The following is a 22,821-nucleotide window of genomic DNA, read 5'->3' as shown; positions in this document are numbered from 1 at the left end:
AGACCATCCCCTCGAAATGCAGAGTAGCCTTAACAAGGGGAGCTGAAGTTTTCAACAGTTGACCTTGATTACGCAATGTGATTAATTAGTGCCCCACGTATCTAGTTGATTACAGCTTTGTGGAATCGTATATGTAGCCGCCGATCTTAAAATTGGCGTATTTGACGTCTTTTAGCGTCGTAAATTTCTCGGTAGAGAGTAGTTCAGGAGAACACATGAAACGTACATACCAACCATCAAACAAACGTCGTAAAACATCTCACGGTTTCCGCGCAAGAATGGCTACTAAAGCTGGTCAAGAAGTTCTAAATCGTCGTCGCGCTAAAGGTAGAAAACGTTTGACGGTTTCTACAGGTGGAAAATAGTTCTCCGCTAGGTATTAAGCGCAGCTCTGAATTTCTCTCTCTAAAACAATCTGGGAAAAGACACTGGCCTACGAAGTGGTTACTTCTGAATTATCAGAAGAACTCCGTTGGTCAGTTGCGTTTTGGTGTAACTGCAAGTCGAAAAGTCGGCCCTGCAGTTGTGCGAAACAAACTCAAACGTTGGAGTCGAGAGTATTTCCGAGCACTGCTTAAAACGGATAACTCGCTTGAAGCCGACATCAATCTTATCTTCAAACCTATGGACGCCAACTTCTATAAAGGCCTCGCACACGAGGAATTTGTTAAAGCTATGGACCGCGGGCTTGGGACTCTTCGAAAAAACCTTTAAAGCTCTGCTTTGGTTTATCGTTGCAGCCTACAGATCTATTGGAACGACTCATCTTGGTGGTTCCTGTCGCTTCGAACCTAGTTGTTCGGCATATGCTCTAAAAGCTATTCACACACACAAATCGCATAAAGCTTTTTGGTTAATCACAAAACGAATTTGTAAATGTCGACCGGGTGGCCCTTATGGTTATGATCCGGTCCCAGATTCAGGAGGAACGCTCCATGGCTCAGCAAGATAAAAATAACCCTGGCTTTTTTGATCCTAAAACGTTGATAGCTGTTGCAGCGGTAGCAATCGTTTACTTCGGATGGCAGACATATCTTGGGAAGAAATATCCTGACTATAATAAGCCAAAACCTGCACAAACTCAGACAACAGAAGCTACAGCAACTCCGGGTTCTCATCCCACAGCAACTTCTGGAACAACTGCAACAGTCGAATCAAAATCTGAAACTGTAGCAGCTCCTGCTCAAGACCAGTCATTCTCTTATTCTGACGACAAAGTTTCTTTCAAAATTTCAAATCACGGTATGGGTCTTAAAGGCTTCACTGTGAATAATTATGAAGACAAACAAGGTAATAAAATTACTTTGGGTGGAACTGAAAACGACGGGCTTTATGCACTTCGTATGTCAGGTCAGGATAAACCGGTTGTATTTAACCTAACTGAAAAAGCACCAGGTTCATATGTTGGTGTGGCTCAAGTAGGCGAGATGACAATCACTCGTGAAATGCAATTTGATCCAGCTAAATCTGTATTCACAAATACTCTTTCATTCACTAAACCGACTGAATCTGTAAAAAATGGTTTCTCTGTTTTGATTCCTGAAAGCATCCACGTGAAAGGTTCAACTTCATGGTTGTTCCCTTCATACGAGCACCAGGATTTCTTTGTTATCCATACAGATGACAAGCACGAAACTGTAAACTTCAGTAACTCCAGCGACAACGTTTCTAAAGACTTCACAAACACTGCAATTATCTCTGTAAGCTCTCAGTATTTTGCGGCGGCGGTGATGGATAAATCTGAAATCATCCCTGAAGTTAAACTTACTTCAAACGTTGAAAAGAAAACGGCTTTGGCAGAACTGACTTACAAGCCAGTTCAGTTGAAAGACGAAATGAAGTTCTCGCAAATTTTCTATGCGGGTCCTAAATCAATCGACATGTTGAAAGCAGCTGATCCAGAGTTGGCTCATATCATCGACTTTGGTTTCTTTGGCTTTATCGCTCGTCCATTGTTGTATGTAATGAAGGCTTTCCATTCACTTGCAGGTAACTGGGGTGTGGCGATTATCCTTCTGACATTGGCAGTTCGTTTCGTGGTTCTTCCATTCAATATCATGTCTGCAAAATCAATGAAGGCTATGCAGAAAGTTCAACCGATCATCCAAGGTCTTCGCGAGAAGTACAAAGACGATGCAATGAAGTTGAACACTGAGATGATGGCTGTGATGAAACAACATGGTGCAAACCCCATGTCAGGTTGTTTGCCAATGCTTCTTCAGATCCCAATCTTCTTTGCTTTGTACCGCGTGATTGGTTCTTCTATCGAGCTTTACAATTCTCCGTTCATCCTTTGGATCACGGATTTGTCAGCACACGATAAGTTCTATGTATTGCCGGTATCGATGGCGATCTTTATGTTCATTCAACAAAAGATCACTCCGTCTACAATGGATCCTACTCAAGCTAAAATTATGGCGTTCATGCCAATTGTTTTCTCAGTGTTCATGTTGCAGCTACCTGCAGGTCTGACTCTTTATATGGTTGTCAGCACGTTGTTCGGTATCATCCAACAATATTTGATCATGAGAGATCCAACTGCAAAACCAGCTACTCAAGCGGTTAAAGCGAAATAGTTAATCACGGTTTTTTACCTGGGAGGTAAAATGGGTTTTTTTAGTAAGCTTTTCGGGGGGAAAAGCAAGAGTGCAAATAGCGAAGTTGAATCTTTAGTTCAAAGCACTCTAGAGGGTATCATCGAAAAAGCTCAGTTCGATCTTTCTTTTGAAATTACATCTTCAAAAGAAGACGACGGTGGAGCTGTTCTTTCTGTTCAATTCTCCGGTGGGGACGAAGAATTGTTGAAAGATAAAAAAGGGCAAATGTTGGATGCATTCCAATTGCTTCTTAAACGCGTAATTCAACACAACTTCCCTGAAGATAAAACGAACATCACAGTTGATTGCGGTGGTTACCGTGATGAGACTGAAAGTGCTCTTATCGAACGCGCTGAAAACTTGAAAGCGATCTGCATTGAGCAAGGTAAGTCTGTATACTACAGAGCTCTTCCTCCAAAAGATCGTAAAGTTGTTCACCAATATTTGGCTAAAGATCCTCGTATCAAAAGCCGTTCTTTGGGTGATGGCTTGTACAAAAAGATCAAAATTTATCCAGCTAAAGGTGGCAATTCAGCGCAAAACAATAACGCTGAAGAAGCTCACCACGATTAGTAGTTAGTAGGGTCGCATGATTCGAGGAGATCGTGACAAGGATACGATATGCGCGGTCTCCACTCCTCATGGAGTGGGCGGTATTTCCGTTATCAGAATCAGTGGCCCTAAAACTTTTGAAATCGTCTCTAAACTTTGCAAATTCTTACCTGCACATCCTGAATCTCATAAAGTCTATTTCGGTAATCTGAAAGACGGCGATAAGGAGATTGACGAGGTTCTGGTAACTTACTTCCAAAATGGTCGCTCGTTCACGGGTGAAGAAGTCATCGAGATTTCCTGTCACGGAAGTCCTCTCATCTGCCAAAATATTCTAAATTCATTAGTGCAATTGGGTGCTCGTCCCGCGGATCGCGGTGAGTTTACTTATCGTGCATTTATGAACGGAAAATTGGATTTGGTTCAGGCTGAATCTGTTTTGGCATTGATTGAATCCCAATCTCAGCAGGCCGCGAAGCTCGCTCTTCGTCAATTGAAGGGTCAGCTTTCAAATAAGCTTGAAGAGGTTGAAGACGATATGACTTGGATTTTGGCTCACGCTGAAGCCAGCATTGATTTTTCTACGGAAGGTATCGATGTTGTCGATAACTCTGTGGTTCAAGTTCGTTTGAAAAAGATCGAAGGCATTCTTAAGGATCTGGTTGGCACTTTCAAAGTCGGCCGTCTTTTAAAGGATGGTTTTCGTGTGGTTCTAACGGGTTTGCCGAATGTTGGTAAATCAAGCTTGCTGAATTTATTCTTGGAAGATGAACGTGCCATCGTAACAGATATTCCAGGTACAACTCGTGATGTGATTCACGGTGATACATCCTATGAGGGTGTTAAGTTCACTTTCGTAGATACGGCTGGTCTTCGCGATGAAGCAACAGACCTGGTTGAGCGCATTGGTATTCAAAAAAGCTATGAAGCTCAGAATGAATCCGATGTGGTTTTCTTTGTTTTCGATATCGAGAAGGGTATGGGGGCTGAAGAGGCTCAAATTCTGGAGTCTTTGGATCCTCAAAAAACCTTCATTTTAGCTAATAAAATCGATCGAATTGGTGGGTCTAAACCCCTAGATTTGGTCGAAAAAGCCATCAAAAACAGTAAATTTTTCCATAAAATAGCGGATCCCCAGGCTTTCTTCACAAGAAGGGTGTTCTTTGTCAGTGCTCTTGATAAAAAGGTGCGTTCGAGTGTCCTTCAAGAGCTTGTCCAAGAATTCGCGGATTTGCAGGTGGAAAATACCGTTCTTATTTCCAATGCCCGTCACTATGAAAACTTGGTTCGTGCTTTAGAGAATACTCAAAGGTCACAAACCTTGGTGGATCAGGGGATGGGTTCTGAATTCTTGGCTTTAGAGCTTAAAGAATCTCTCATCGCGATTCACGAAACTTTAGGTAAGCGGTTCGATGATCAAATCATGGATCGAGTATTTAAAGAGTTTTGTATCGGGAAGTAGCTTATGACTAATAAAAAATTTGATGTGATCGTAGTAGGTGCGGGACATGCTGGTATCGAGGCATGCTTGGCGTCCGCTCGTTTGGGTCTGCAAACTTTGATGGTCACTACGAATGTTGATCGCATCGGGTACATGAGCTGCAATCCTTCTATCGGTGGACTTGCAAAAGGCCACATGGTTCGTGAACTTGATGTGCTGGGCGGCCAAATGGGTATCGCTGCAGACGAAACAACAATTCAGTACAAGCGTCTTAACTCCTCGAAAGGTCCGGCAGTTCGTGGAACTCGTGTGCAAAACGACAAGCATTTGTATGCGGCTTTTCAAAAACATGCGCTATTTAATCAACCAAATTTGGAAGTCCTTCAAGGCGAAGTAAAACGCCTTATTTTGGATAAAGACATCGCGATGGGTGTGGTTCTGGATGATGGTTCCGAGGTTTTTGCGAAAGCAACGATCATCACAACGGGAACTTTCATGAACGGAGTTATGCATACGGGTCTTCGCCAAGAGGCGGGTGGCCGTGTGGGTGATAAACCCTCCATCGGTTTGTCAGATCAATTGGCGCAATTTGGTTTTGAAGTTAAACGTTTGAAAACGGGCACACCGGCTCGTTTGCTTAAAGATTCTATCGACTGGTCGAAAACAGTTCCTCATGGTGGAGATGAAAAGATTTATCCTTTCAGCTTCAAATCTTCGACTCAGTTAAAGCTTCCACAGATTCTTTGCTATCTGACTCGTACAACAGAGCAAACCCACGAAATTATCCGTGCGAATCTTGATAAATCGCCGATGTATTGTGGGTTGATTGAAGGTATTGGTCCTCGTTATTGCCCATCGATCGAAGACAAAGTGACTCGATTCCACGAAAGAGGCAGTCACCAAACATTCTTGGAACCAGAAGGTCTTTCTACAGATCTAATTTATTTGCAGGGTATTTCTACGAGTTTGCCTGAAGAAGTTCAGGATCAATTCCTAAAAACTATCCCGGGTCTTGAGAATGTAAAAGTCGCTCGCTACGGTTATGCGGTTGAGTATGACTATATTGAACCGACACAAATCTGGCATCGCTTGGAAACAAGAACGATTCGTCAGTTATTTTTGGCAGGACAAATCAACGGAACTTCTGGTTATGAAGAAGCAGCCGTTCAAGGTTTCATCGCGGGTGTGAATGCTGCGAATAGCATTTTAGGTCGCGATGAATTTATCTTGGGCCGTGATGAAGCCTACATGGGAGTCCTTGTTGATGACCTTGTAACAAAAGGCACTCGCGAGCCATATCGTATGTTCACTTCTCGCGCGGAACACAGATTGGTTTTGAGAGAAGACAATACTATCGACAGGTTGGCGCATTGGGCCCAAAAGTTGGGTATTGTGTCCGAGCAGTCTTTGGACACTTTGGCAGTTCTTCGTGAAAAACGTAAAGCACTTCACGATAGAATGCGCGAAACTAAGGTTTATAACACCAAAGAGACCCAAGATATTTTGGCAACAATTCCGACGTCAGCTATGACAAAGTCTTTAACTATCGAAGAGTTGCTGCGTCGTCCTGAGCTTACGAGTTCGCACCTTGAGTTGCTAAATTTCGAGTTAGATTCCGATCCAAATGTTGTTGAGCCCGTCGAAATCGAAGTGAAATACTCTGGTTACGTTCGTCGCCAAATGGACTTGATCGAGCAATCAAAAAGACTCGAAGAATTGGTACTTCCAGAAGCACTTTCGTACTCAGATGTTCGCGGTCTTTCCAATGAAGAGAAGGACAAGCTGCAACGCGTTAGGCCCCGTACCTTAGGTCAAGCACAACGTATTAGTGGTGTGAATCCATCTGCGATTCAAGCTATAATGATTCATCTAAAAGGTCACAAAAAGATCAAGGAGATGAATCCGGATGAGCAACGCTGAGAGCCCACAATCTCCACCGCAAATATTCTGGCGCATTGACGAATGGTTCCCCGATCTTAGTCCTGAGGTCAGAGCTGGCCTTAAGGCCTATCATGATGAGCTGCAAAAGTATAATCGCACGCTAAGCCTTATTTCGGCGAAGTCTGTTTTTGTAGCTGATGCTCTTCATTTTGCTGACTCTATTATGGCAACTAAAGCCATTGTTAAATCCAACTCCCATATCGATAAAGTCTATGACTTCGGAAGCGGCAACGGATTTCCGGGGGTCGTATTTGCGATCATGAATCCCAAGGTCCAAGTTGTTTTGGTAGATACAGACGTAAAGAAGTGCGAGTTTCTGAACTTTGCAATCCAAGCCTTGAACCTTAAGAATGTATCGGTTGAGAACAAGAATATCGAGGCGCTTCCGGCTGATTCTGTAAAATGGGCGATTTGCCGTGGCTTCGGGAATATTTCAAAGGCTATTTTAATGGCTCGCAAGATCGTCGTTAAGGGCGGTTCTGTCTATCACCTTAAGGGTGAAGAGTGGGGAATTGAAGTGGGAGAGATTCCGACTCAGCTGTGCTCTATCTGGTCGCCCTCTCTTGTGGGTGAGTATAAACTCCCGGTCGGCGCAGTAAAATACGGCGTCGTTCGTACCGAAAAGATCGCTTAATTCCAATTATATGTGAAAAAGGGGATGTTCCACGTGGAACATTCCTCTAGTGACCGCCACCTTCGGCTTTTTTCTCTCCGCCGCCGCCTTCACCGCCCTCAGCAGACGATTTGTGCCCGAGCCCCGTATCGATCATTACTCCCGCTTCTTTCATGCGTTCTTTTACGTCCCAGCTGCGTTTGGCATTTCTAAGCTTTTGTTCTGCCTGATAGGAGGACCATTCTTTTGGATCGGGCCATTCTTCCTTCTTAGCATAGGCTTTTTTGTAGGACGCTTGCGCGTACTTCTGGCGTTGCTCTACTTTGAGCTTTAAATATTCTAACTGTTGCTCGAGGCGAGTGATAGCCGCCTGGGATTCAAACACTCTCTTTTGAGCGTATTTAATTTGCCCTGTTTGCGGAACTACTGCAGCGAGATCCTTTTCGAATCCCTCGAGTTTCTTTTTCTCTGCTTCAACGGCTGCTGTTGCGGCACCAACTTGTGCCTGGAGATCAGAATAAATCGGATCCTTCAGTTCCGGGTTTGGATCCGGCTTACTGCAGGCTGCGAGAGTAAAAATGATGAGTATTGCGGCGATTATTCTCATAAATGTAGTTGTTCCACGTGGAACATCGGCAAAAATGCAGAAAAACCCAAGGCGAGGTGCGAAAAACTAGTCTTTATTCTTGCACAAGCGTGTAAATAATACGAATTTTAGATATCAGGGAGGAACTGATGGCTAAAACTATCTGTATAGCTAATCAAAAGGGCGGAGTAGGCAAAACCACGACGTCTGTGAATCTTTCTTCAGCGTTGGCTACCCTAGGTAAGCGCGTATTGTTGATTGATATGGATCCGCAGGGAAATGCTTCTAGCGGTTTGGGTATCAAACGCTACGACACTCAGGATGCTAACTCATACCACGTACTCATCGGTGAAAAAACACTGACTGAGGCTACTCATAATACGTCTCTTGAGAAGCTAAAAATTTGTACGGCTAATCCTGATCTAGTTGGAGCAGAGATTGAACTTGTTGATATGCCGCATCGTGAATACCGTTTGAAACAAGCGGTATCCATCGTGGCTGATCAATATGATTTCGTGATCATCGACTGCCCACCATCTTTGGGTTTGATTACTCTGAATGCTCTAAATGCAGCGGACAGCTTCCTTGTGCCTCTTCAATGTGAATACTATGCATTGGAAGGTTTGAGTCAGTTGTTGAATACAGCTGGTCTAATTAAGAAGAGCTTGAATCCTTCTTTGCATATCGAAGGTATCGTTCTAACGATGTTCGATGTGCGCAATAACTTGAGCCATCAAGTTGTAACACAAATCAAAGAACACTTTGGTGACAAAGTATTTAACGCAATTATTCCAAGAAACGTGCGCCTTTCCGAGGCGCCGAGCCATGGACAATCCATCCTTGAGTACGACAGCAAATCAATTGGCTCCGTTCGCTATCTTGAACTAGCGCATGAAGTGATCGCAAGATCTCTTCCTAAAGCGACAGAGGCGAATCCGGTTGAAAACACGAATGCCTATAAAGGGGAAGTAAATGTCTGATTCTGTTGTAGAATCCTCAAACAAAAAGAGAGGCTTGGGTCGTGGCCTGGGTTCTCTTTTGGGTGGACCTGCTAATAATGATTTAATGAATGCGCCGGCTGCATCTGCCCCTCCCGTAAAAGCAGCGCCTGCGCAATCAACTCAAACATCACCTGCGGCGACGGCTGCGGGTGCGCCTTCTATTAATGTTGCTGCAACTGTCGCCCCTCCCGTGGATCCAGAAAGCAAGATTTGGAAGGTAGCAATTGATAAGTTGTCTCCAGGCAAATATCAGCCTCGTACAACTTTCGAAAAAGAGCCGCTTCAAGAGCTTGCTCAGTCTATTAAAGAAAATGGAATTCTTCAGCCGATCGTGGCTCGCAGAACGTCTTCTGGGAAGCTAGAGATCGTAGCGGGTGAGCGCCGTTGGAGAGCTTCGCAACTTGCTGGGTTACATGAAGTCCCAGTGATTTTGAAATCTTACGATGACAAACAAGCACTTGAGTTAGCTATCGTTGAGAATATTCAACGTGAAGATTTGAACCCAATTGAGGAGGCAGAAGGTTATTCTCGCCTAATCACAGAGTTCAAATTGTCTCAACAGCAAGTGGCGGAAAAAGTTGGACGTGATCGTGCAACTGTTGCCAACGCTGTTCGTTTGTTAGCACTACCAAATGAAATCAAAGATATGATTTCTGCGAATGATCTTTCTGTAGGTCACGCAAAAGTACTTCTTTCTTTGCCAGAACCAAAAAAACAAATCGAACTTGCGAAAAAGGTCGTGAATGACAAAATCGCAGTTCGTAAATTGGAAAAAATGGTTCAAGCTATCGTTAAGGGAACAGCTGATGAATTGGAAGTACCAACTTTCGATTCAAATGTGACTCAACGATTGATCGGCGGACTAAGTGAAGAGCTTCAGAAAATCATGGGCACAAAGGTGAACATTGATTATTCCGGCGCTAAAGGTAAAATCAGCATTCACTTCTATTCCGATGATGAACTAACTAATTTAGTAGATAGGCTTAAAGAAGGATGGCAGTAAATACCCCTCAATCTTTCCAAGAAGACGTGCTTTCTGGTCATGTGACGGCAATCCTTGATCAGGGCACACATTTCGAAGGAAAGCTCAGCTTTGAAGGCACCGTGCAAATTGGCGGTGATTTTAAAGGGGAAATCTTTACTAAAGATACCATCGTTATCAACGAGGGCGCCTCTGTGGCTGCCCAAGTTGAGGCCGATACTATTATTATTAGTGGCCGAGTTGAGGGAAACCTATTCGCTCGCCGCCGAGTTATTATGCACCCACCCGCAATATTCAAAGGCACCGTAACATCTCCGAGCTTACGCATCGATGAAGGTGTTGTATTTGAAGGTGCGTCCTATATGCCTAAGTCTTAGGCAAACCAGTTTCATTTGCGCAGCCGAAATTCTCATTAGGAATTTGACCTTGACCGTTTCTGGTCTGAAATGCTACTCCCGAGGTTCAAAAAAACAATAGGGATTTCAACAAAATGGATATTTTTGGACAATTAGGCATCAACTCAACTGCCGGCATCCAGTTCGTGTTTTTCGCGATTGCTTTGTTATTCTTAACAAAATTCGTTTTCACTCCATACGCTCATGCACTTGAAGAGCGCCAAAATAAAACTAAGGGTGGTGAAGATCTAGCTTTGGAATACCAAGCTAAATCTGTGGAACTAAACTCTGAGTATGAAACAAAAATTCGCGCGTTGAACGGTGAAATCAAAAACATCGTGGACGCATCTAAAGCGGAAGCAAACAAACAGTATGAAACAGTTGTTGCGAAATCTCGTTCAGAGGCGGACCAACTTGTTAATACTAACAGAACAAAAATCACAGCAGCAGTAGAGACAGCTTCAAAAGAATTGAAGTCTCAAACTCAAACCGTTGCTCTTGCAATCACATCCAAATTGTTGGGCAAATAAGAGAGAAGAAAATGAAAGTTCTTGTTAACCTTCTTATCATGTTGGCACCCGCGATCGTGTTTGCAGCTTCTGCAGAACACGGTGGCGAACATCACGCTGTTGAAATTCCATCAGCAGTTATCTACCAAGCAATCAACGTTGCCGTACTTATCGGTGGTTTGATTTACTTCACGAAAGACGCAATCGTATCTTTCTTTGGCGGCAGAAAATCTGCTTACCTTGAAGCTGCTCAAAAATCTGCGTTCGCTCGCGAACAAGCAGAGCGTGAATTCGTAGATATCAAAAACAAACTAGCTAACTTGGAAAACACTCGCCAAGAGCAATTGGCGAAAGCACAAGCTCACGCAAACGATTTGAAAAACCAAATCGTTGAGGAAGCAAACCAAGTTTCTAAGCGCATCAAAGACGAAGCAGAATTGACTGCTAAGCTTGAAACTCAACGCGCTCAAAAAGAGTTGCGCCACCAGTTGTTGACTGACTCTGTTGAGGCTGCCCGTATCGTTTTGACTAAAGACATCGGTGCATCTGACCAACAGAAATTGCAAAACGAATTCATCAATCACATCGAGGTTAGTCGATGAAATTAAACGAAGTATCTAAAAGATATGCGAAAGCTCTTTTGGCAGTAGCTAAGCAAAAAGGCGTTCACGCGAAAGTGTACGCAGAGTTGCAAGCGGTTGCAGATGCATTCAATAAAGATGCATCTATTTCTGCATATTTCGAAAATCCTATGATCGCTGTTACTCAAAAAATTGCTGCTGTTAAAGCGGCTCTTGAGGGTAAAGGCACTTCTGAAGAGTTGTTGAACACTGTGGTGTTGATGGCCGATAAGGGCCGCATCCATCTTCTTCCTGAAGTAGCACAAGCATTCCGTGACGCTCTTGATATCGAAGAAGGCGTAACTCGCGGAACTGTTCGTTCAGCACAACCATTGTCTGCTGACGCACAAAAAGAACTTGAGTCCAAAGTAAGCAAAACGCTTGGTAAAAAAATCGTCCTTACTTATCAACAAGATCCGAAACTTTTGGGTGGCGCTGTAGCCCAAGTTGGCGGATGGACTTTTGACGACAGCATTGAAACACATCTTAAAAAATTAAATGAAGAATTAAACAGGAGAGCCAACTAAAAATGGAAACACAAATCCGTGCCGACGAGATCAGTCGCGTTCTCAAAGAGCAAATCAATCAATACAATAAAAAGATTGAAGTTAGTGAAACAGGTAGCGTTCTTTCAGTAGGGGACGGGGTTGCTCGTATCTACGGTCTTGAAAACGCAATGGCTGGTGAACTTGTTGAGTTCCCAGGTGAAGTTTACGGAATGGTATTGAACCTTGAAGAAGGTCACGTTGGTACCGTTTTGTTCGGTGAAGACCGCCAAATCAAAGAAGGCGACACTGTTAAAAGAACTAAAAAAATCGTTTCCGTTCCAGTTGGTGAAGCACTTCTAGGTCGCGTTGTAGACGCCCTAGGTAATGCGATCGACGGCCGTGGCCCTATCAACACGCCACACTCTCGTATCGTTGAAACTAAAGCTCCTGGTATCGTTTACCGTCATCCAGTTGAAGAACCTCTTCAAACAGGTATCAAAGCTATCGACGCTCTAGTACCAATCGGTCGTGGTCAACGTGAATTGATCATCGGTGACCGTCAAACTGGTAAAACGACTATCGCGGTTGACACTATCATCAACCAAAAAGGTCAAAACGTTCAGTGCTTCTACGTAGCTATCGGTCAAAAGCAATCGACTGTTGCTCTAGTAGTTGAAAAATTGCGTGCAGCTGGTGCTCTTGAGTACACAACTGTTATCGCTGCGAATGCATCTGATCCAGCTCCACTTCAATACCTTGCTGCTTACTCTGGTACAGCAATGGCTGAATACTTCCGTGATACTGGCAGACATGCTTTGATCGTTTACGATGACTTGACGAAACAAGCTCAAGCTTACCGTCAATTGTCTCTTCTTCTTCGTCGTCCTCCAGGACGTGAAGCTTACCCAGGCGACGTGTTCTATTGCCATAGCCGTCTTCTTGAGCGTGCTTCTAAATTGTCTGCAGATAAAGGCGGCGGTTCTTTGACTGCATTGCCAATCATCGAGACACAAGCGGGCGATATCTCTGCATACATCCCGACAAACGTTATCTCTATCACTGACGGTCAGATCTTCCTTGAATCAGATCTATTCTACAAAGGTGTGCGTCCAGCTATCTCTGTAGGTAAATCAGTTTCTCGCGTAGGTGGTGCGGCTCAAATTAAAGCGATGAAACAAGTTGCGGGTTCTTTGAAACTTGAACTTGCTCAGTTCCGCTCTATGGAAGCATTCGCTGCGTTCGCATCTGACTTGGATAAAGCGTCTCAACAACAGTTGGCACGTGGTCGTCGTTTGATCGAAGTTTTGAAACAACCACAATACTCTCCAGTTAAAGTTGAAGAACAAATCATCATGATCTTCGCTGCTGGTAACGCGTTTGTTGACGCATACCCAGAAACTGACGTTAAGAGATACGATAAAGAGATGATCGAGTTCTTGAAAAACAAGCACTCTGACATCATCAAAACTATCTCTGAGAAGAAAGCGATCAGCGACGATACTAAAAAAGCGTTGTTGGCGGCTCTTGAGGAGTTCAAAGCTATCTTCCAACCTTCTAACAAGTAATTTGGTGCTTAAATGGCAAGCTTGAAGGATATCCGGGCTCAGATTGAGTCCACTAAAAACACCCAGCAGATCACGAAGGCTATGAAGCTCGTTTCTGCTGCGAAGTTGAGAAAGGCGCAGAATAACATCGTTAACATGCGTCCTTATGCTCTAACTTTGCGTAAGGTGATTGCGGATATCGCTGTGACTAACAAAGTTACGCACCCGTTGATGGAGAAGAAAGAACAAGTAAAGAATGTTTTACTTGTTGTTATCACTTCTGATCGCGGTCTTTGCGGCGCTTTCAACAGCAATATCAACAAATTCACTGAAGCTTATTACAACAATAATAAAGCAAACCTTGAGAAGATTGATTTCCTTTTCATCGGTCGTCGTGGTCATGACTACTTCGCCAGAAGAGGCATTAAGCCGATTGATTACATCACGAAGCTTGATAAAGACATCTCTTACGAGTTGGCTTCAAAAGTTGCGAATCGCGTGATGAATGATTACCTTGAGGGTGCATACGATGAAGTTCGTATCATCCACAATGAGTTCCAATCTGCAATCTCTCAAGTTGTTACGGCTGAAACTCTTCTTCCAATTGATCTTGGATTGACGACTTTCAACTCTGAAGCTGAGCACAACGCTAACTTCGCAGTAGACATGATTTTCGAACCAGCTCCAGAGCAAATCATTAAAGAGTTGCTTGAAAAGCATTTCGACCTTCAGGTTTACAGATGTATGTCCGAGTCTGTTGCCGGTGAACATGGTGCTCGTATGAGCGCGATGGAAAACGCGACAAACAACGCGAAAGAGATGATCAACAAACTCACTCTGACGTACAACAAATTGAGACAAGAAAAAATTACTACAGAATTAATCGAAATCGTATCCGGCGCGGAAGCGTTGAAATAGGGAGCTGAATAATGGCATTCGGTAAAGTTAAACAAGTTATGGGTCCCGTAGTGGACGTAGAATTCGAAGGCGGAGAACTTCCAGCGATCAATTCTGCTCTTCGTGTATCAAATAAATTTATCTCTGACACAGAATACAACCTGGTTCTTGAAGTTGCTCAGCATTTGGGTGACGGCGTAGTTAGAACTATCTCTATGGACCAAACTGAAGGTTTGGTTCGTGGTGAAAAAGTTAAAGCATTGGGCACTCAAATCACAGCGCCAGTAGGTCGCGAAGCTTTGGGTCGTATCATCAACGTTGTTGGTGAACCAATCGACGAAATGGGTCCAGTAAACGCAAAAGAACAATGGGGTATCCACAGAACTGCTCCAAAATTCGAAGACCAAGCTACATCTGCAGCAATGTTGATGACTGGTATCAAAGTCGTAGACTTGCTAGCTCCTTACGCTAAGGGTGGTAAGATCGGTTTGTTCGGTGGTGCGGGTGTTGGTAAAACAGTACTTATCCAAGAACTTATCCGTAACATCGCTACTGAGCACGGTGGTTTCTCTGTATTCGCCGGTGTAGGTGAGCGTACTCGTGAAGGTAATGACTTGTGGCAAGAGATGAAACAGTCTGGCGTATTGGCTAAGACTTCTCTAGTTTTCGGTCAAATGAATGAACCTCCTGGTGCACGTGCGCGTGTTGCTTTGACTGGTTTGACTGTTGCTGAATACTTCCGTGACGTTGAAAACCAAGACGTTCTTTTCTTCGTTGATAACATCTTCCGCTTTACTCAAGCGGGTGCTGAAGTTTCTGCCCTTTTGGGTCGTATCCCTTCTGCCGTAGGTTACCAACCAACGTTGGCAACTGAGATGGGTACTCTTCAAGAGCGTATTACTTCTACTAAAAAAGGTTCGATCACTTCAGTTCAAGCGGTATACGTACCTGCCGATGACTATACGGATCCAGCTCCAGCAACTACATTTACTCACTTGGATGCGACTACGAATCTTGACCGTGATATCGCAGCTATGGCGATCTTCCCTGCGGTTCACCCATTGACGTCTACATCACGTCTTTTGGATCCAACTGTTATCGGTGAAGAGCACTACAAATGCGCTCGTGACGTTCAAGCATTGTTGCAACGTAACCGTGAGCTTCAAGATATCATCGCGATCTTGGGTATGGACGAGTTGTCTGAGTCAGATAAACTTGTTGTATCTCGTTCTCGTAAAATCCAACGTTTCTTGTCTCAGCCGTTCTTCGTTGCTGAGCAATTCACTGGCTTGCCTGGTAAATACGTTGATATCAAAGACACTGTTAAAGGCTTCAAAGAGATCCTTGAAGGTAAACACGATGCTCTTCCTGAGCAAGCGTTCTACCTTGTTGGTACTATCGAAGACGCAATCGAAAAAGCTAAGAAGTTGCAAGCGTAGTTCGAAAGAACAACGCTTTCATAGAGCGGCCTGATTCGGGCCGCCTTGGAAAAGGTGATTTATGTTTAAACTGACAATCGTGACTCCAGAGCGTCGTCTTCTAGTAAACCAAGAGGTTGAAGAAGTAACTGTTCCTGGTTTTAAAGGAGAACTTAATATTCTTCCTGGTCACGCGCCTCTGATCACTACACTAGGTATTGGTGTGATGAAATGGAGACTTAAGGGTCAAGAAAAGCAAAACCAAGCTGTTATCAGCTGGGGTTATTGCCAAGTATCCCCTGAAGGCGTGAATGTTCTTGCGAACATCGCTGACTTGCCAGAAGAAATCGATCTTGTTGCAACGAAAGAAGCCTTAGCGAAATCTGAGAAACACGTCCTTGACGAAGTTATCACAGACGAAGACTGGGTTGAGTTCCAAAAAGAATGGACTCGCGCAAGAGCGAAAATTGAAGTGGCTGAAAACGTCGCTAAAAAATAGTTCTTATCGAAAGATAAAATTAAGAAAGGCTCAAGTTTATACTTGGGCCTTTTGTTTTTTGTGGCATGTGTGCGATACTCCCGCCCATGACCCGAGAGTTTCGTAAGGACATCCGGGGCCGAGGCGCCAGCAGTAATACTCCGAATCGTTTTGATTCCCTCCATTTCGAAGCCGAGCCACAGGATTTTGATAATTATCTTGAAGAGGATAAACCTCGTTTACAGACCCAAGTTCTGAAGGATTCTTCGCGCGCGGTTTTGACTAAGAACGATAGTCCTGACATCGGATTCTCATACTCTGTAAACCCATATCGTGGCTGTGAGCATGGGTGTATCTATTGCTATGCTCGTCCGACACATGAGTATCTGGGAATGTCTGCGGGATTAGATTTTGAATCTAAAATTATGGTTAAAGAAAACGCACCAGAACTTTTAGAGGAAGCGTTGATGAAGAAGTCATGGGAACCACAGGTAATCATGATGAGTGGTGTGACGGACTGCTATCAGCCCTTAGAGCGAGAGTATAAATTAACGCGTGGATGTCTTGAGGTTTTGAATAAATTTAAAAATCCGGGCGCTATCATAACTAAAAATTATTTGGTCACACGGGACATAGACATTCTTCAGGAGATGGCAAAGTATCATGGCATTGTTGTCACTATTTCGATCACATCACTAGATACGGACCTGATTGCTACATTGGAGCCCCGCACATCAAGACCTGCAGCGCGTTTGCGGGCAATTGAGGAATTGGCAAAAGCGGGAATTCCTGTTGGAGTGAATGTGGCTCCAGTGATCTTGGGGCTAACAGATCATGAAATGCCTGCGATTCTAAAAGCAGCTGCGGATGCGGGAGCTACCTCGGCAGGATATACGATGCTAAGACTTCCTCATGCGGTCGCGCCACTTTTTGAAGAGTGGTTGGAGGTTCACCGCCCTTTGCGAAAAAGCAAAGTGATCGAAGCCGTGAAGGATGTGCGCGATGGAAAAATGTATCGCGCAGATTTTGAGACACGAATGCATGGAACGGGTCCGCGTGCGGATCAGTTGGCTCAAGTGTTTGAAGTGTACAGTCGAAAGTATAATCTCAATCGTAAAGATTGGAGACTGTCGGCGGAACATTTTAAGCGACCGACAAATCAATTAAGTTTCGATCTGGATTAATTTAAGAGAGACTATGGCGAAAAAGAACTTACGCAAAATTCAAATAGACCTGCGCCAGTTCGCTTTGCCATGCCCTCGAGTAGGCAGCATCGAAGCTCATTCGGGCTACGGCCAGACTCCTCGTATGGGTCAGGAAATCCATCAAAATATTCAGCGCAAACGTGTTCGCGAAATACCCGGATACGAAGCAGAGAAAAAGCTATCGATCGAATTCGAACGCGATCAATATATCTTCGTTATCTTTGGTCGTGCGGATGGAGTGATTGAGGGATCAAGCTTCCAAGTTGAAGAAATCAAATCCACATTTGATGTTGATAGTCTCGAGCACAAGTTAACAGTCGACGATAATCATCCCTATGTATGGCAACTTAAGACCTACGGATACATCCTTTACAAGCAAACAGGTGAAGTTCCTGATTTAAAAATGCTTTTGGTTTCGTCTCGTAATTTCAAACAATCGGAAATCTATTTTGATCTGGATGTTGAAGAGTATGAGTCGTGGTTGGCTTTGCGTTTAGCGGAATTGGTGGATGAAACAAAGATCCGCGAAAAACTTTTTAAAAAGCGTGTGGAAGCAGCCGAAGATCTAAAGTTTCCATTTACATCTCCACGTCCTGGCCAAGTTGAGCTGATCGAAAATATTCAAGTCGGCTTTGTCGAAGAAAAATCCATGGTGATTCAAGCACCGACGGGATTGGGTAAAACCATTGGCGTTTTATATCCGTCACTAAAGGACTCCTTCGCTCGCGGACAGAAAACAATCTATGTGACGCCGAAAAACTCTCAACATCAGGTTGCTGAGGAGGCGGTTGAACGCTTGCAAGATGAAGGCGCGTCCATTCGACCGTTGACGATCACTGCGAAAAGCAAGATGTGCTTTAAGGCAGAACCTTTGTGCAATCCTCAGTATTGTGAGTTCGCCAAGGACTACTATAAGAAACTTGCGGAAAACGATTTGGTAAATAAGGTTTCTAAACTTCGTTCGTTAAGCCAAAAAAAGCTGCAAGAGCTAGGTGAGCAGTACCAAGTGTGCCCTTTCGAGCTTTCATTAGAGGCCATCGAAAGAGCAGACGTGGTGATTGCTGACTACAACTATGTTTTCTCAACCAGGAGCCTGCTAGGGCGTTTGGAGCTGCCTTTAATGGAGCCCGCGCAAAAAGCAAACTTGGTGATCGATGAAGCTCACAATTTGCCGGCAAGAGCTCAAGATTATTTTTCGCCGTCGATTTCAACCCGGGACTTACAAAACATCATTCCGTCTTTGGCAAAGATCGCTCTGCGCTTTCAAAAGCGTGCACAAATGTTATGTGAAGAGGCGATTGAGCTTATTGAGTCTTATCGAGGCGAATCGCGTACGATCCAAATTGATTTTGATCCCGTGTTTGAGCTCGAGTCCCGTTTAAGAGAATTTCTATCTGAGTACCTTGAGGCCGACATTGAAGTGCAAACTCAAGATGGAGTTTTGCGCCTGGTGAATACTTGGAGTGATTTTGCGCAGGCTCTAGAACTTCAAGGCCCGGAATTCTTTCAAACGTATCAAAAAAATCGCCTCTACGGAGAGATCAACGAAACACTGAAGGTGACTTGTTGTGATGCCTCAAGACATCTGAATGAAATCTACAAGTCTTTTAAAAATGTCGTAGCTTTCTCGGCAACTCTGAAACCGTTTTCTTACTCGATGAAACTATTGGGGTTCGACGAGGAAACAACAAAATGTCTTGAGTTCGTTTCTCCATTTCCGAAAGAGCATCGCAAAATTTTGCTGATCCCTCAGATCTCCACTAAGTATAAAGATCGTCCTGCGAATGCTCCAAAGATTGCACAGGTCATGGAAAGAATCATGGCGGTGAAGCCCGGAAACTACATTGCTCTTTTCCCAAGCTTTGAGTTTATGAAAGATGTCGAGAGTCATCTTAGAGACAGCTCCTATCAGCGTCTGGTGCAGCAGCGAGAAATGAAAGCTGACCGGGTGGAGGACTTCCTGTCCTTCATGAAAAGTGCGGATAAGCCAACATTACTACTAGCGGTGCAAGGTGGAATTTTCTCAGAGGGTGTGGACTTCCCGGGAGACATGCTAATTGGCGCCTTCGTTGTGGGACCGGCTCTTCCGAATTTTGATTTTGAACGGGAACAGATTCGTCAGTATTATGAGCGATCCTATGATAAGGGTCAGGCCTTTAATTACACCTATATCTATCCGGCAATGGCGAAAACAATTCAGTCTGCGGGTCGAGTGATTCGTTCTGAAAATGACAAGGGCATTATTGTCTTGATGGACTCGCGATTCTTGGAGACAACGTACTCTGAAACCATGCCCCAGGGCTGGTTTGAGCAGGGTGCCCAGGAATTGGTTTCTGGGAAAATCATTTCTGACGTCACTGATTTTTGGAATAGTATTAACGATTCAATCGCGAGTGAAGTTGAAGCATGAAGTTAAACGAAATGCCTTTTTTCTTTTTTGATTTGCAGACCACGGGAGCAAAACCCGAGAGTGGTGCCGCAATTCTGGAAATGGCATGGACGTCTTCAGATGGAAAAACCGAAGCCAGCCTGATTCAGCTACCGAATGAAGAAAAGATTCCATATCGCATTCAAATGATCACAGGAATCTTTAATGACGACATGGTGGCTGCTAATCCTGCAGATCAAGTGTTTGCGGATCTTGAAGAGAAATTCAAAAGCCATCGCTGTATCATTCACTTTGCTCAATTTGAAAAACCATTCTTGGCTCATCAGTATTCTCAATGGAATAAGGAATTTCCTTTTGAAATTTTGTGTACACATGAAATTGCGAAACGTCTTTTCCCGAATCTTCCCACAAGAGGAATCAAAGGTTTAGCGGGATACTTTGGTTATCCCTCCCAGGATTTGAAAAGAGCTGCTCAGCAAACCGAAGCCACAAAAGCAATTTGGGACGGCCTGCTTGCAGAATTATCTAAACAGGGCATCGAAACTTGGGATCAGCTGCAAGAGTGGTTGAATGTCACTCCGAAGGTCAGCCGTACTAAGTACGAATATCCTTTGCAAAAAGAAAAGCGCCTGACGTTGCCAGATCAACCCGGCATTTACCGAATGATTAGCAAGTGGGATGAGATTCTATACGTTGGCAAAGCTACGTCTTTGAAGGACAGAGTGAATAGCTATTTCCGTGGTCAAAAAAATCGCGATTCCCGCAAGCTTGAGATGCTGACTCAAGTTTATGATTTGCGAGTCACTGTCTGCGGAAGCCCTTTAGAGGCTGCTTTGCTTGAGACCGACGAAATTAAAAAATGGGACCCAAGATATAATATTTCGCTAAAAGCGGGTCATCGCAACGTTGTCTTTTTTAATCATGAAATGACGGATATCGATTACGAACAAAGCGAAGAGTTCTGCATTGGTCCGTTTTCAAGCAGTCTGGTCTTTGATTCCATTCGCAATCTGCGCGAGTGCTTGGTTGCAGGTAAGTTCCACGACAACGTTTTCTATGAACCCATTGACGCCACTTTGGTTGAAGAAGGGTTTAAAGTCTTCTGCGAAAGAAATTCCTTGAGTGCAGAAACATTTAAGTCCGTTCGAAACATGTTGGCATTGGGTTTGTGGTGGAATCGTCAGTTTGAACTTTTAGAAGATGACGAAGACACTTTGGAAGATGATGTACAAGCAGAGTTTGTCAGCGACGTTTCAGCTGAGGAGGTAGAAGAGCTAATTGAGCTTACAGCTGTCGATATTGCTGACAAAATTGAGAGACATATCATGCGTGCTGGGCGCACGTATCTGCGCGCCAAAGAGCTTACGCGAATTCTGAATGCGGATATTTCATATAAACCAGCCGATAGCGAAATCGAAATGCCGTATCAGATTAAAGTTCGTGCGGGGTACATTGCGAGTGAAGCCAACAAAGAGCGAGTTCCAAAGGTTTCTTTGTGGAATGGCTTAAATATCGACACCTATGATCGCATGAGTGTTCTTTTAATGGAGCTTGGAAAAATCAGAACCCAAGAGGGTTTTGTAGAAATCCAATATCGCTAATCAGCCCAGGCAAAGTTTCCTGATTCCGCACTTAGAATTTCGGGAAAATGTTCGGCTACTTTTTTACCACTGTCTTTGTGATTAAAATATAGCTGCAAAAGCTTTCTATAAGGATGTTCTTTAGGAACCAATCCAGGCGAGCCAAGATTTACGACTACAATACTTTTCTTAACATCTAACGGAAGCATCTTTAAAAGCTTTGCAGTTTTTGGACCCGTCACTGCCATCAATACAATTCCGCACCCAGATGATTTCTTAATGTTAGTAACATCACTGACTCGCGAGCTACCAAATAGCTGCTTAGTCACGACAGGCTCTTGAGAGGCTGATTTAAAACTTTCAAGGAAATCTTTAGAAGGGGACAGGGCACATACTTTTTCAGAAGATGCTGCCGGATTGCGAGTATTGGCACGCGCCTCAGGCAGACTCTTTGCTAAAAGATTTGTTTTGATGTTTTCTGTCAGAACTTTATCTTCCAGCTCCACATAGTCTTCAGAACTCAAGGAACCATTAGCCATCAATGACGGCAGGTTCGGACTGCGACGATAAATATTTGCGAAGGCCTTCACCACTAGAATGCGGTGAAGTTTTTGATTTAAAGAATCAATAGAAAGTCTGCCATCTTCAACCGCGGCACGAACTGTTTTCATGGCGCGCTCTTGGTCGCCTACGGACCAAGTCATCATCACGATGTCAGCACCCGCCACTATGGCTTTTAGAGCAGCTTGATCAGTGCGCATGACTTCTTTAGATCCCTTCATCTGTAAATCATCAGTAACTACTAGGCCTTTATATTTAAGTTCATTGCGCAAAAGATCTGTGGATATCTTTGAGGAAAAGCTCGCAGGAACTTTTATTGGATCAAGAGCAGGATAAATCGAGTGAGACAACATCACGGCGACATTTGCGCCCAATGAAGAATAGCCTTCGAAAGGAACCAGATCTTTTTTCTTAAGATCACTTTCAGTCGCCACATTATTTACAATAGTGCTGTGAGGATCTGCTTTGATGTCGCCAGTTCCAGGAAAGTGTTTTGCCGTGGGGATTACGCGTGAACGCAAAAGACCCTTCGCATAGGCCGTACCGATTTCTTTAACCAAGTTCGGATCAGAGCCAAAAGAGCGCACGCCAATAAAGCTTGTTCCGTAAGGATCTGCGATATCCAGCACAGGCGCCAGATTCATATTGAAGCCGACTTCTCTTAGGAACAATCCAGTTTGATAACCCATCTCTTCAGAAAGTTCAGCAGACTGAGTTTGTCCGATGGCTAAGGCATTTGGAGGATTCGGCTGGATGGGAAGTCTCGAGACAGCTCCACCTTCTTGATCAATCGCGATGAGTGGTGGAAGTTTAGTGTTTGCATAGGAAAGCTTATAAAGATCTTCGTTTAATTTTTTAACTTGCTCGAGGGACTGAATATTTCTTTTAAACAGAAGGAAGGCGCCGGGCTTGTATTCTTTGATGAACTTTTCCAGCTCTTTATTTGTCTTCGTATAAGGGAAACCAACGATGAAAAGCTGGCCGACCTTTTCGTTTAAACTCATCTGAGAGATTTTGATATCGA

23 protein-coding genes are annotated in these 22,821 nt (G+C 44.0%); 21 read left to right on the top strand and 2 right to left on the bottom strand.

From position 1 onward, the window contains the following. The first annotated feature begins 215 nt into the window (after positions 1-215). From rpmH to rsmG, 8 genes are read left to right on the top strand one after another with little or no spacing between them, the layout of a single operon-like run. The gene (gene rpmH / locus ACLVWP_RS18825; RefSeq protein ID WP_413559203.1) at positions 216-365 is read left to right on the top strand and encodes a 50S ribosomal protein L34; all 150 of its coding nucleotides are present in this window, start codon (positions 216-218) and stop codon (positions 363-365) included. Further along, positions 355-714 carry a ribonuclease P protein component gene (gene rnpA / locus ACLVWP_RS18820; RefSeq protein ID WP_413559202.1) on the top strand — a complete coding sequence of 120 codons (360 nt, stop codon included), beginning with the start codon at positions 355-357 and terminating at the stop codon, positions 712-714. Before rpmH ends, rnpA begins: the two co-directional genes overlap by 11 nt. Next, positions 665-952, top strand: a complete 288-nt coding sequence (yidD, locus tag ACLVWP_RS18815) for a membrane protein insertion efficiency factor YidD (protein WP_413559201.1) — start codon at positions 665-667, stop codon at positions 950-952. Before rnpA ends, yidD begins: the two co-directional genes overlap by 50 nt. Beyond that, positions 936-2,576, top strand: a complete 1,641-nt coding sequence (gene yidC, locus ACLVWP_RS18810; protein ID WP_413559200.1) for a membrane protein insertase YidC — start codon at positions 936-938, stop codon at positions 2,574-2,576. The genes yidD and yidC overlap by 17 nt, the downstream gene beginning before the upstream one ends. A 30-nt stretch (positions 2,577-2,606) precedes the next feature. Then, positions 2,607-3,170 (top strand): protein jag, encoded by a 564-nt coding sequence (locus ACLVWP_RS18805; RefSeq protein WP_413559199.1) that lies wholly within the window; start codon positions 2,607-2,609, stop codon positions 3,168-3,170. 16 nt (positions 3,171-3,186) lie between these two features. Then, positions 3,187-4,611 (top strand): tRNA uridine-5-carboxymethylaminomethyl(34) synthesis GTPase MnmE, encoded by a 1,425-nt coding sequence (gene mnmE / locus ACLVWP_RS18800; RefSeq protein WP_413559198.1) that lies wholly within the window; start codon positions 3,187-3,189, stop codon positions 4,609-4,611. Between the two features lie 3 nt (positions 4,612-4,614). Further along, positions 4,615-6,510: a tRNA uridine-5-carboxymethylaminomethyl(34) synthesis enzyme MnmG gene (mnmG, locus tag ACLVWP_RS18795; protein ID WP_413559197.1), complete on the top strand. Its 1,896-nt coding sequence runs from the start codon at positions 4,615-4,617 to the stop codon at positions 6,508-6,510. Continuing rightward, positions 6,497-7,165 carry a 16S rRNA (guanine(527)-N(7))-methyltransferase RsmG gene (gene rsmG, locus ACLVWP_RS18790; RefSeq protein ID WP_413559196.1) on the top strand — a complete coding sequence of 223 codons (669 nt, stop codon included), beginning with the start codon at positions 6,497-6,499 and terminating at the stop codon, positions 7,163-7,165. The genes mnmG and rsmG overlap by 14 nt, the downstream gene beginning before the upstream one ends. A gap of 46 nt (positions 7,166-7,211) precedes the next feature. Here the strand turns inward: rsmG and ACLVWP_RS18785 are convergent, their stop codons facing one another. Then, entirely contained in the window at positions 7,212-7,751 is a 540-nt protein-coding gene (locus ACLVWP_RS18785; protein WP_413559195.1) for a hypothetical protein, read from the bottom strand. Between the two features lie 128 nt (positions 7,752-7,879). Between ACLVWP_RS18785 and ACLVWP_RS18780 the strand changes: the two genes are divergently transcribed. The 13 genes from ACLVWP_RS18780 (at position 7,880) to ACLVWP_RS18720 (ending at position 21,257) form a co-directional block, all read left to right on the top strand. Beyond that, the gene (locus tag ACLVWP_RS18780) at positions 7,880-8,710 is read left to right on the top strand and encodes a ParA family protein (protein ID WP_413559194.1); all 831 of its coding nucleotides are present in this window, start codon (positions 7,880-7,882) and stop codon (positions 8,708-8,710) included. Beyond that, on the top strand, positions 8,703-9,734 hold the full coding sequence (locus ACLVWP_RS18775) for a ParB/RepB/Spo0J family partition protein (protein ID WP_413559193.1): 1,032 nt from the start codon (positions 8,703-8,705) through the stop codon (positions 9,732-9,734). The genes ACLVWP_RS18780 and ACLVWP_RS18775 overlap by 8 nt, the downstream gene beginning before the upstream one ends. Beyond that, on the top strand, positions 9,725-10,090 hold the full coding sequence (locus ACLVWP_RS18770; RefSeq protein ID WP_413559192.1) for a bactofilin family protein: 366 nt from the start codon (positions 9,725-9,727) through the stop codon (positions 10,088-10,090). Before ACLVWP_RS18775 ends, ACLVWP_RS18770 begins: the two co-directional genes overlap by 10 nt. Positions 10,091-10,203: 113 nt before the next feature. Continuing rightward, a complete protein-coding gene (locus ACLVWP_RS18765) occupies positions 10,204-10,638 on the top strand; it encodes a hypothetical protein (RefSeq protein ID WP_413559191.1) in 435 nt (144 codons plus the stop codon). An 11-nt stretch (positions 10,639-10,649) separates the two neighbouring features. Then, positions 10,650-11,219, top strand: coding sequence for an ATP synthase F0 subunit B (locus tag ACLVWP_RS18760; protein ID WP_413559190.1), 570 nt, complete (start codon positions 10,650-10,652; stop codon positions 11,217-11,219). Beyond that, positions 11,216-11,764 carry an ATP synthase F1 subunit delta gene (gene atpH / locus ACLVWP_RS18755; RefSeq protein ID WP_413559189.1) on the top strand — a complete coding sequence of 183 codons (549 nt, stop codon included), beginning with the start codon at positions 11,216-11,218 and terminating at the stop codon, positions 11,762-11,764. The genes ACLVWP_RS18760 and atpH overlap by 4 nt, the downstream gene beginning before the upstream one ends. 2 nt (positions 11,765-11,766) lie before the next feature. Then, positions 11,767-13,290, top strand: a complete 1,524-nt coding sequence (atpA, locus tag ACLVWP_RS18750; RefSeq protein ID WP_413559188.1) for a F0F1 ATP synthase subunit alpha — start codon at positions 11,767-11,769, stop codon at positions 13,288-13,290. 12 nt (positions 13,291-13,302) lie between these two features. Continuing rightward, positions 13,303-14,187 carry an ATP synthase F1 subunit gamma gene (gene atpG, locus ACLVWP_RS18745; protein ID WP_413559187.1) on the top strand — a complete coding sequence of 295 codons (885 nt, stop codon included), beginning with the start codon at positions 13,303-13,305 and terminating at the stop codon, positions 14,185-14,187. Between the two features lie 11 nt (positions 14,188-14,198). Then, the gene (atpD, locus tag ACLVWP_RS18740) at positions 14,199-15,605 is read left to right on the top strand and encodes a F0F1 ATP synthase subunit beta (RefSeq protein WP_413559186.1); all 1,407 of its coding nucleotides are present in this window, start codon (positions 14,199-14,201) and stop codon (positions 15,603-15,605) included. Between the two features lie 61 nt (positions 15,606-15,666). Then, entirely contained in the window at positions 15,667-16,083 is a 417-nt protein-coding gene (atpC, locus tag ACLVWP_RS18735) for an ATP synthase F1 subunit epsilon (protein WP_413559185.1), read from the top strand. An 86-nt stretch (positions 16,084-16,169) separates the two neighbouring features. After that, positions 16,170-17,246, top strand: a complete 1,077-nt coding sequence (locus ACLVWP_RS18730) for a PA0069 family radical SAM protein (RefSeq protein ID WP_413559184.1) — start codon at positions 16,170-16,172, stop codon at positions 17,244-17,246. Between the two features lie 13 nt (positions 17,247-17,259). Further along, on the top strand, positions 17,260-19,677 hold the full coding sequence (locus ACLVWP_RS18725; RefSeq protein WP_413559183.1) for an ATP-dependent DNA helicase: 2,418 nt from the start codon (positions 17,260-17,262) through the stop codon (positions 19,675-19,677). Next, positions 19,674-21,257: a GIY-YIG nuclease family protein gene (locus ACLVWP_RS18720; RefSeq protein WP_413559182.1), complete on the top strand. Its 1,584-nt coding sequence runs from the start codon at positions 19,674-19,676 to the stop codon at positions 21,255-21,257. Before ACLVWP_RS18725 ends, ACLVWP_RS18720 begins: the two co-directional genes overlap by 4 nt. Here ACLVWP_RS18720 and ACLVWP_RS18715 read toward each other — a convergent pair. Further along, positions 21,254-22,801, bottom strand: coding sequence for a glycoside hydrolase family 3 protein (locus ACLVWP_RS18715; protein ID WP_413559181.1), 1,548 nt, complete (start codon positions 22,799-22,801; stop codon positions 21,254-21,256). The two genes, ACLVWP_RS18720 and ACLVWP_RS18715, sit on opposite strands and share 4 nt — an antisense overlap. Positions 22,802-22,821 lie beyond the last annotated feature (20 nt).

It is taken from the genome of Bdellovibrio sp. HCB209 (assembly GCF_047306065.1).
Classification (GTDB): domain Bacteria; phylum Bdellovibrionota; class Bdellovibrionia; order Bdellovibrionales; family Bdellovibrionaceae; genus Bdellovibrio.
The sequence above is the reverse complement of the archived record's forward strand: the minus strand, read 5'-3'. Positions and strand labels throughout refer to the sequence as shown.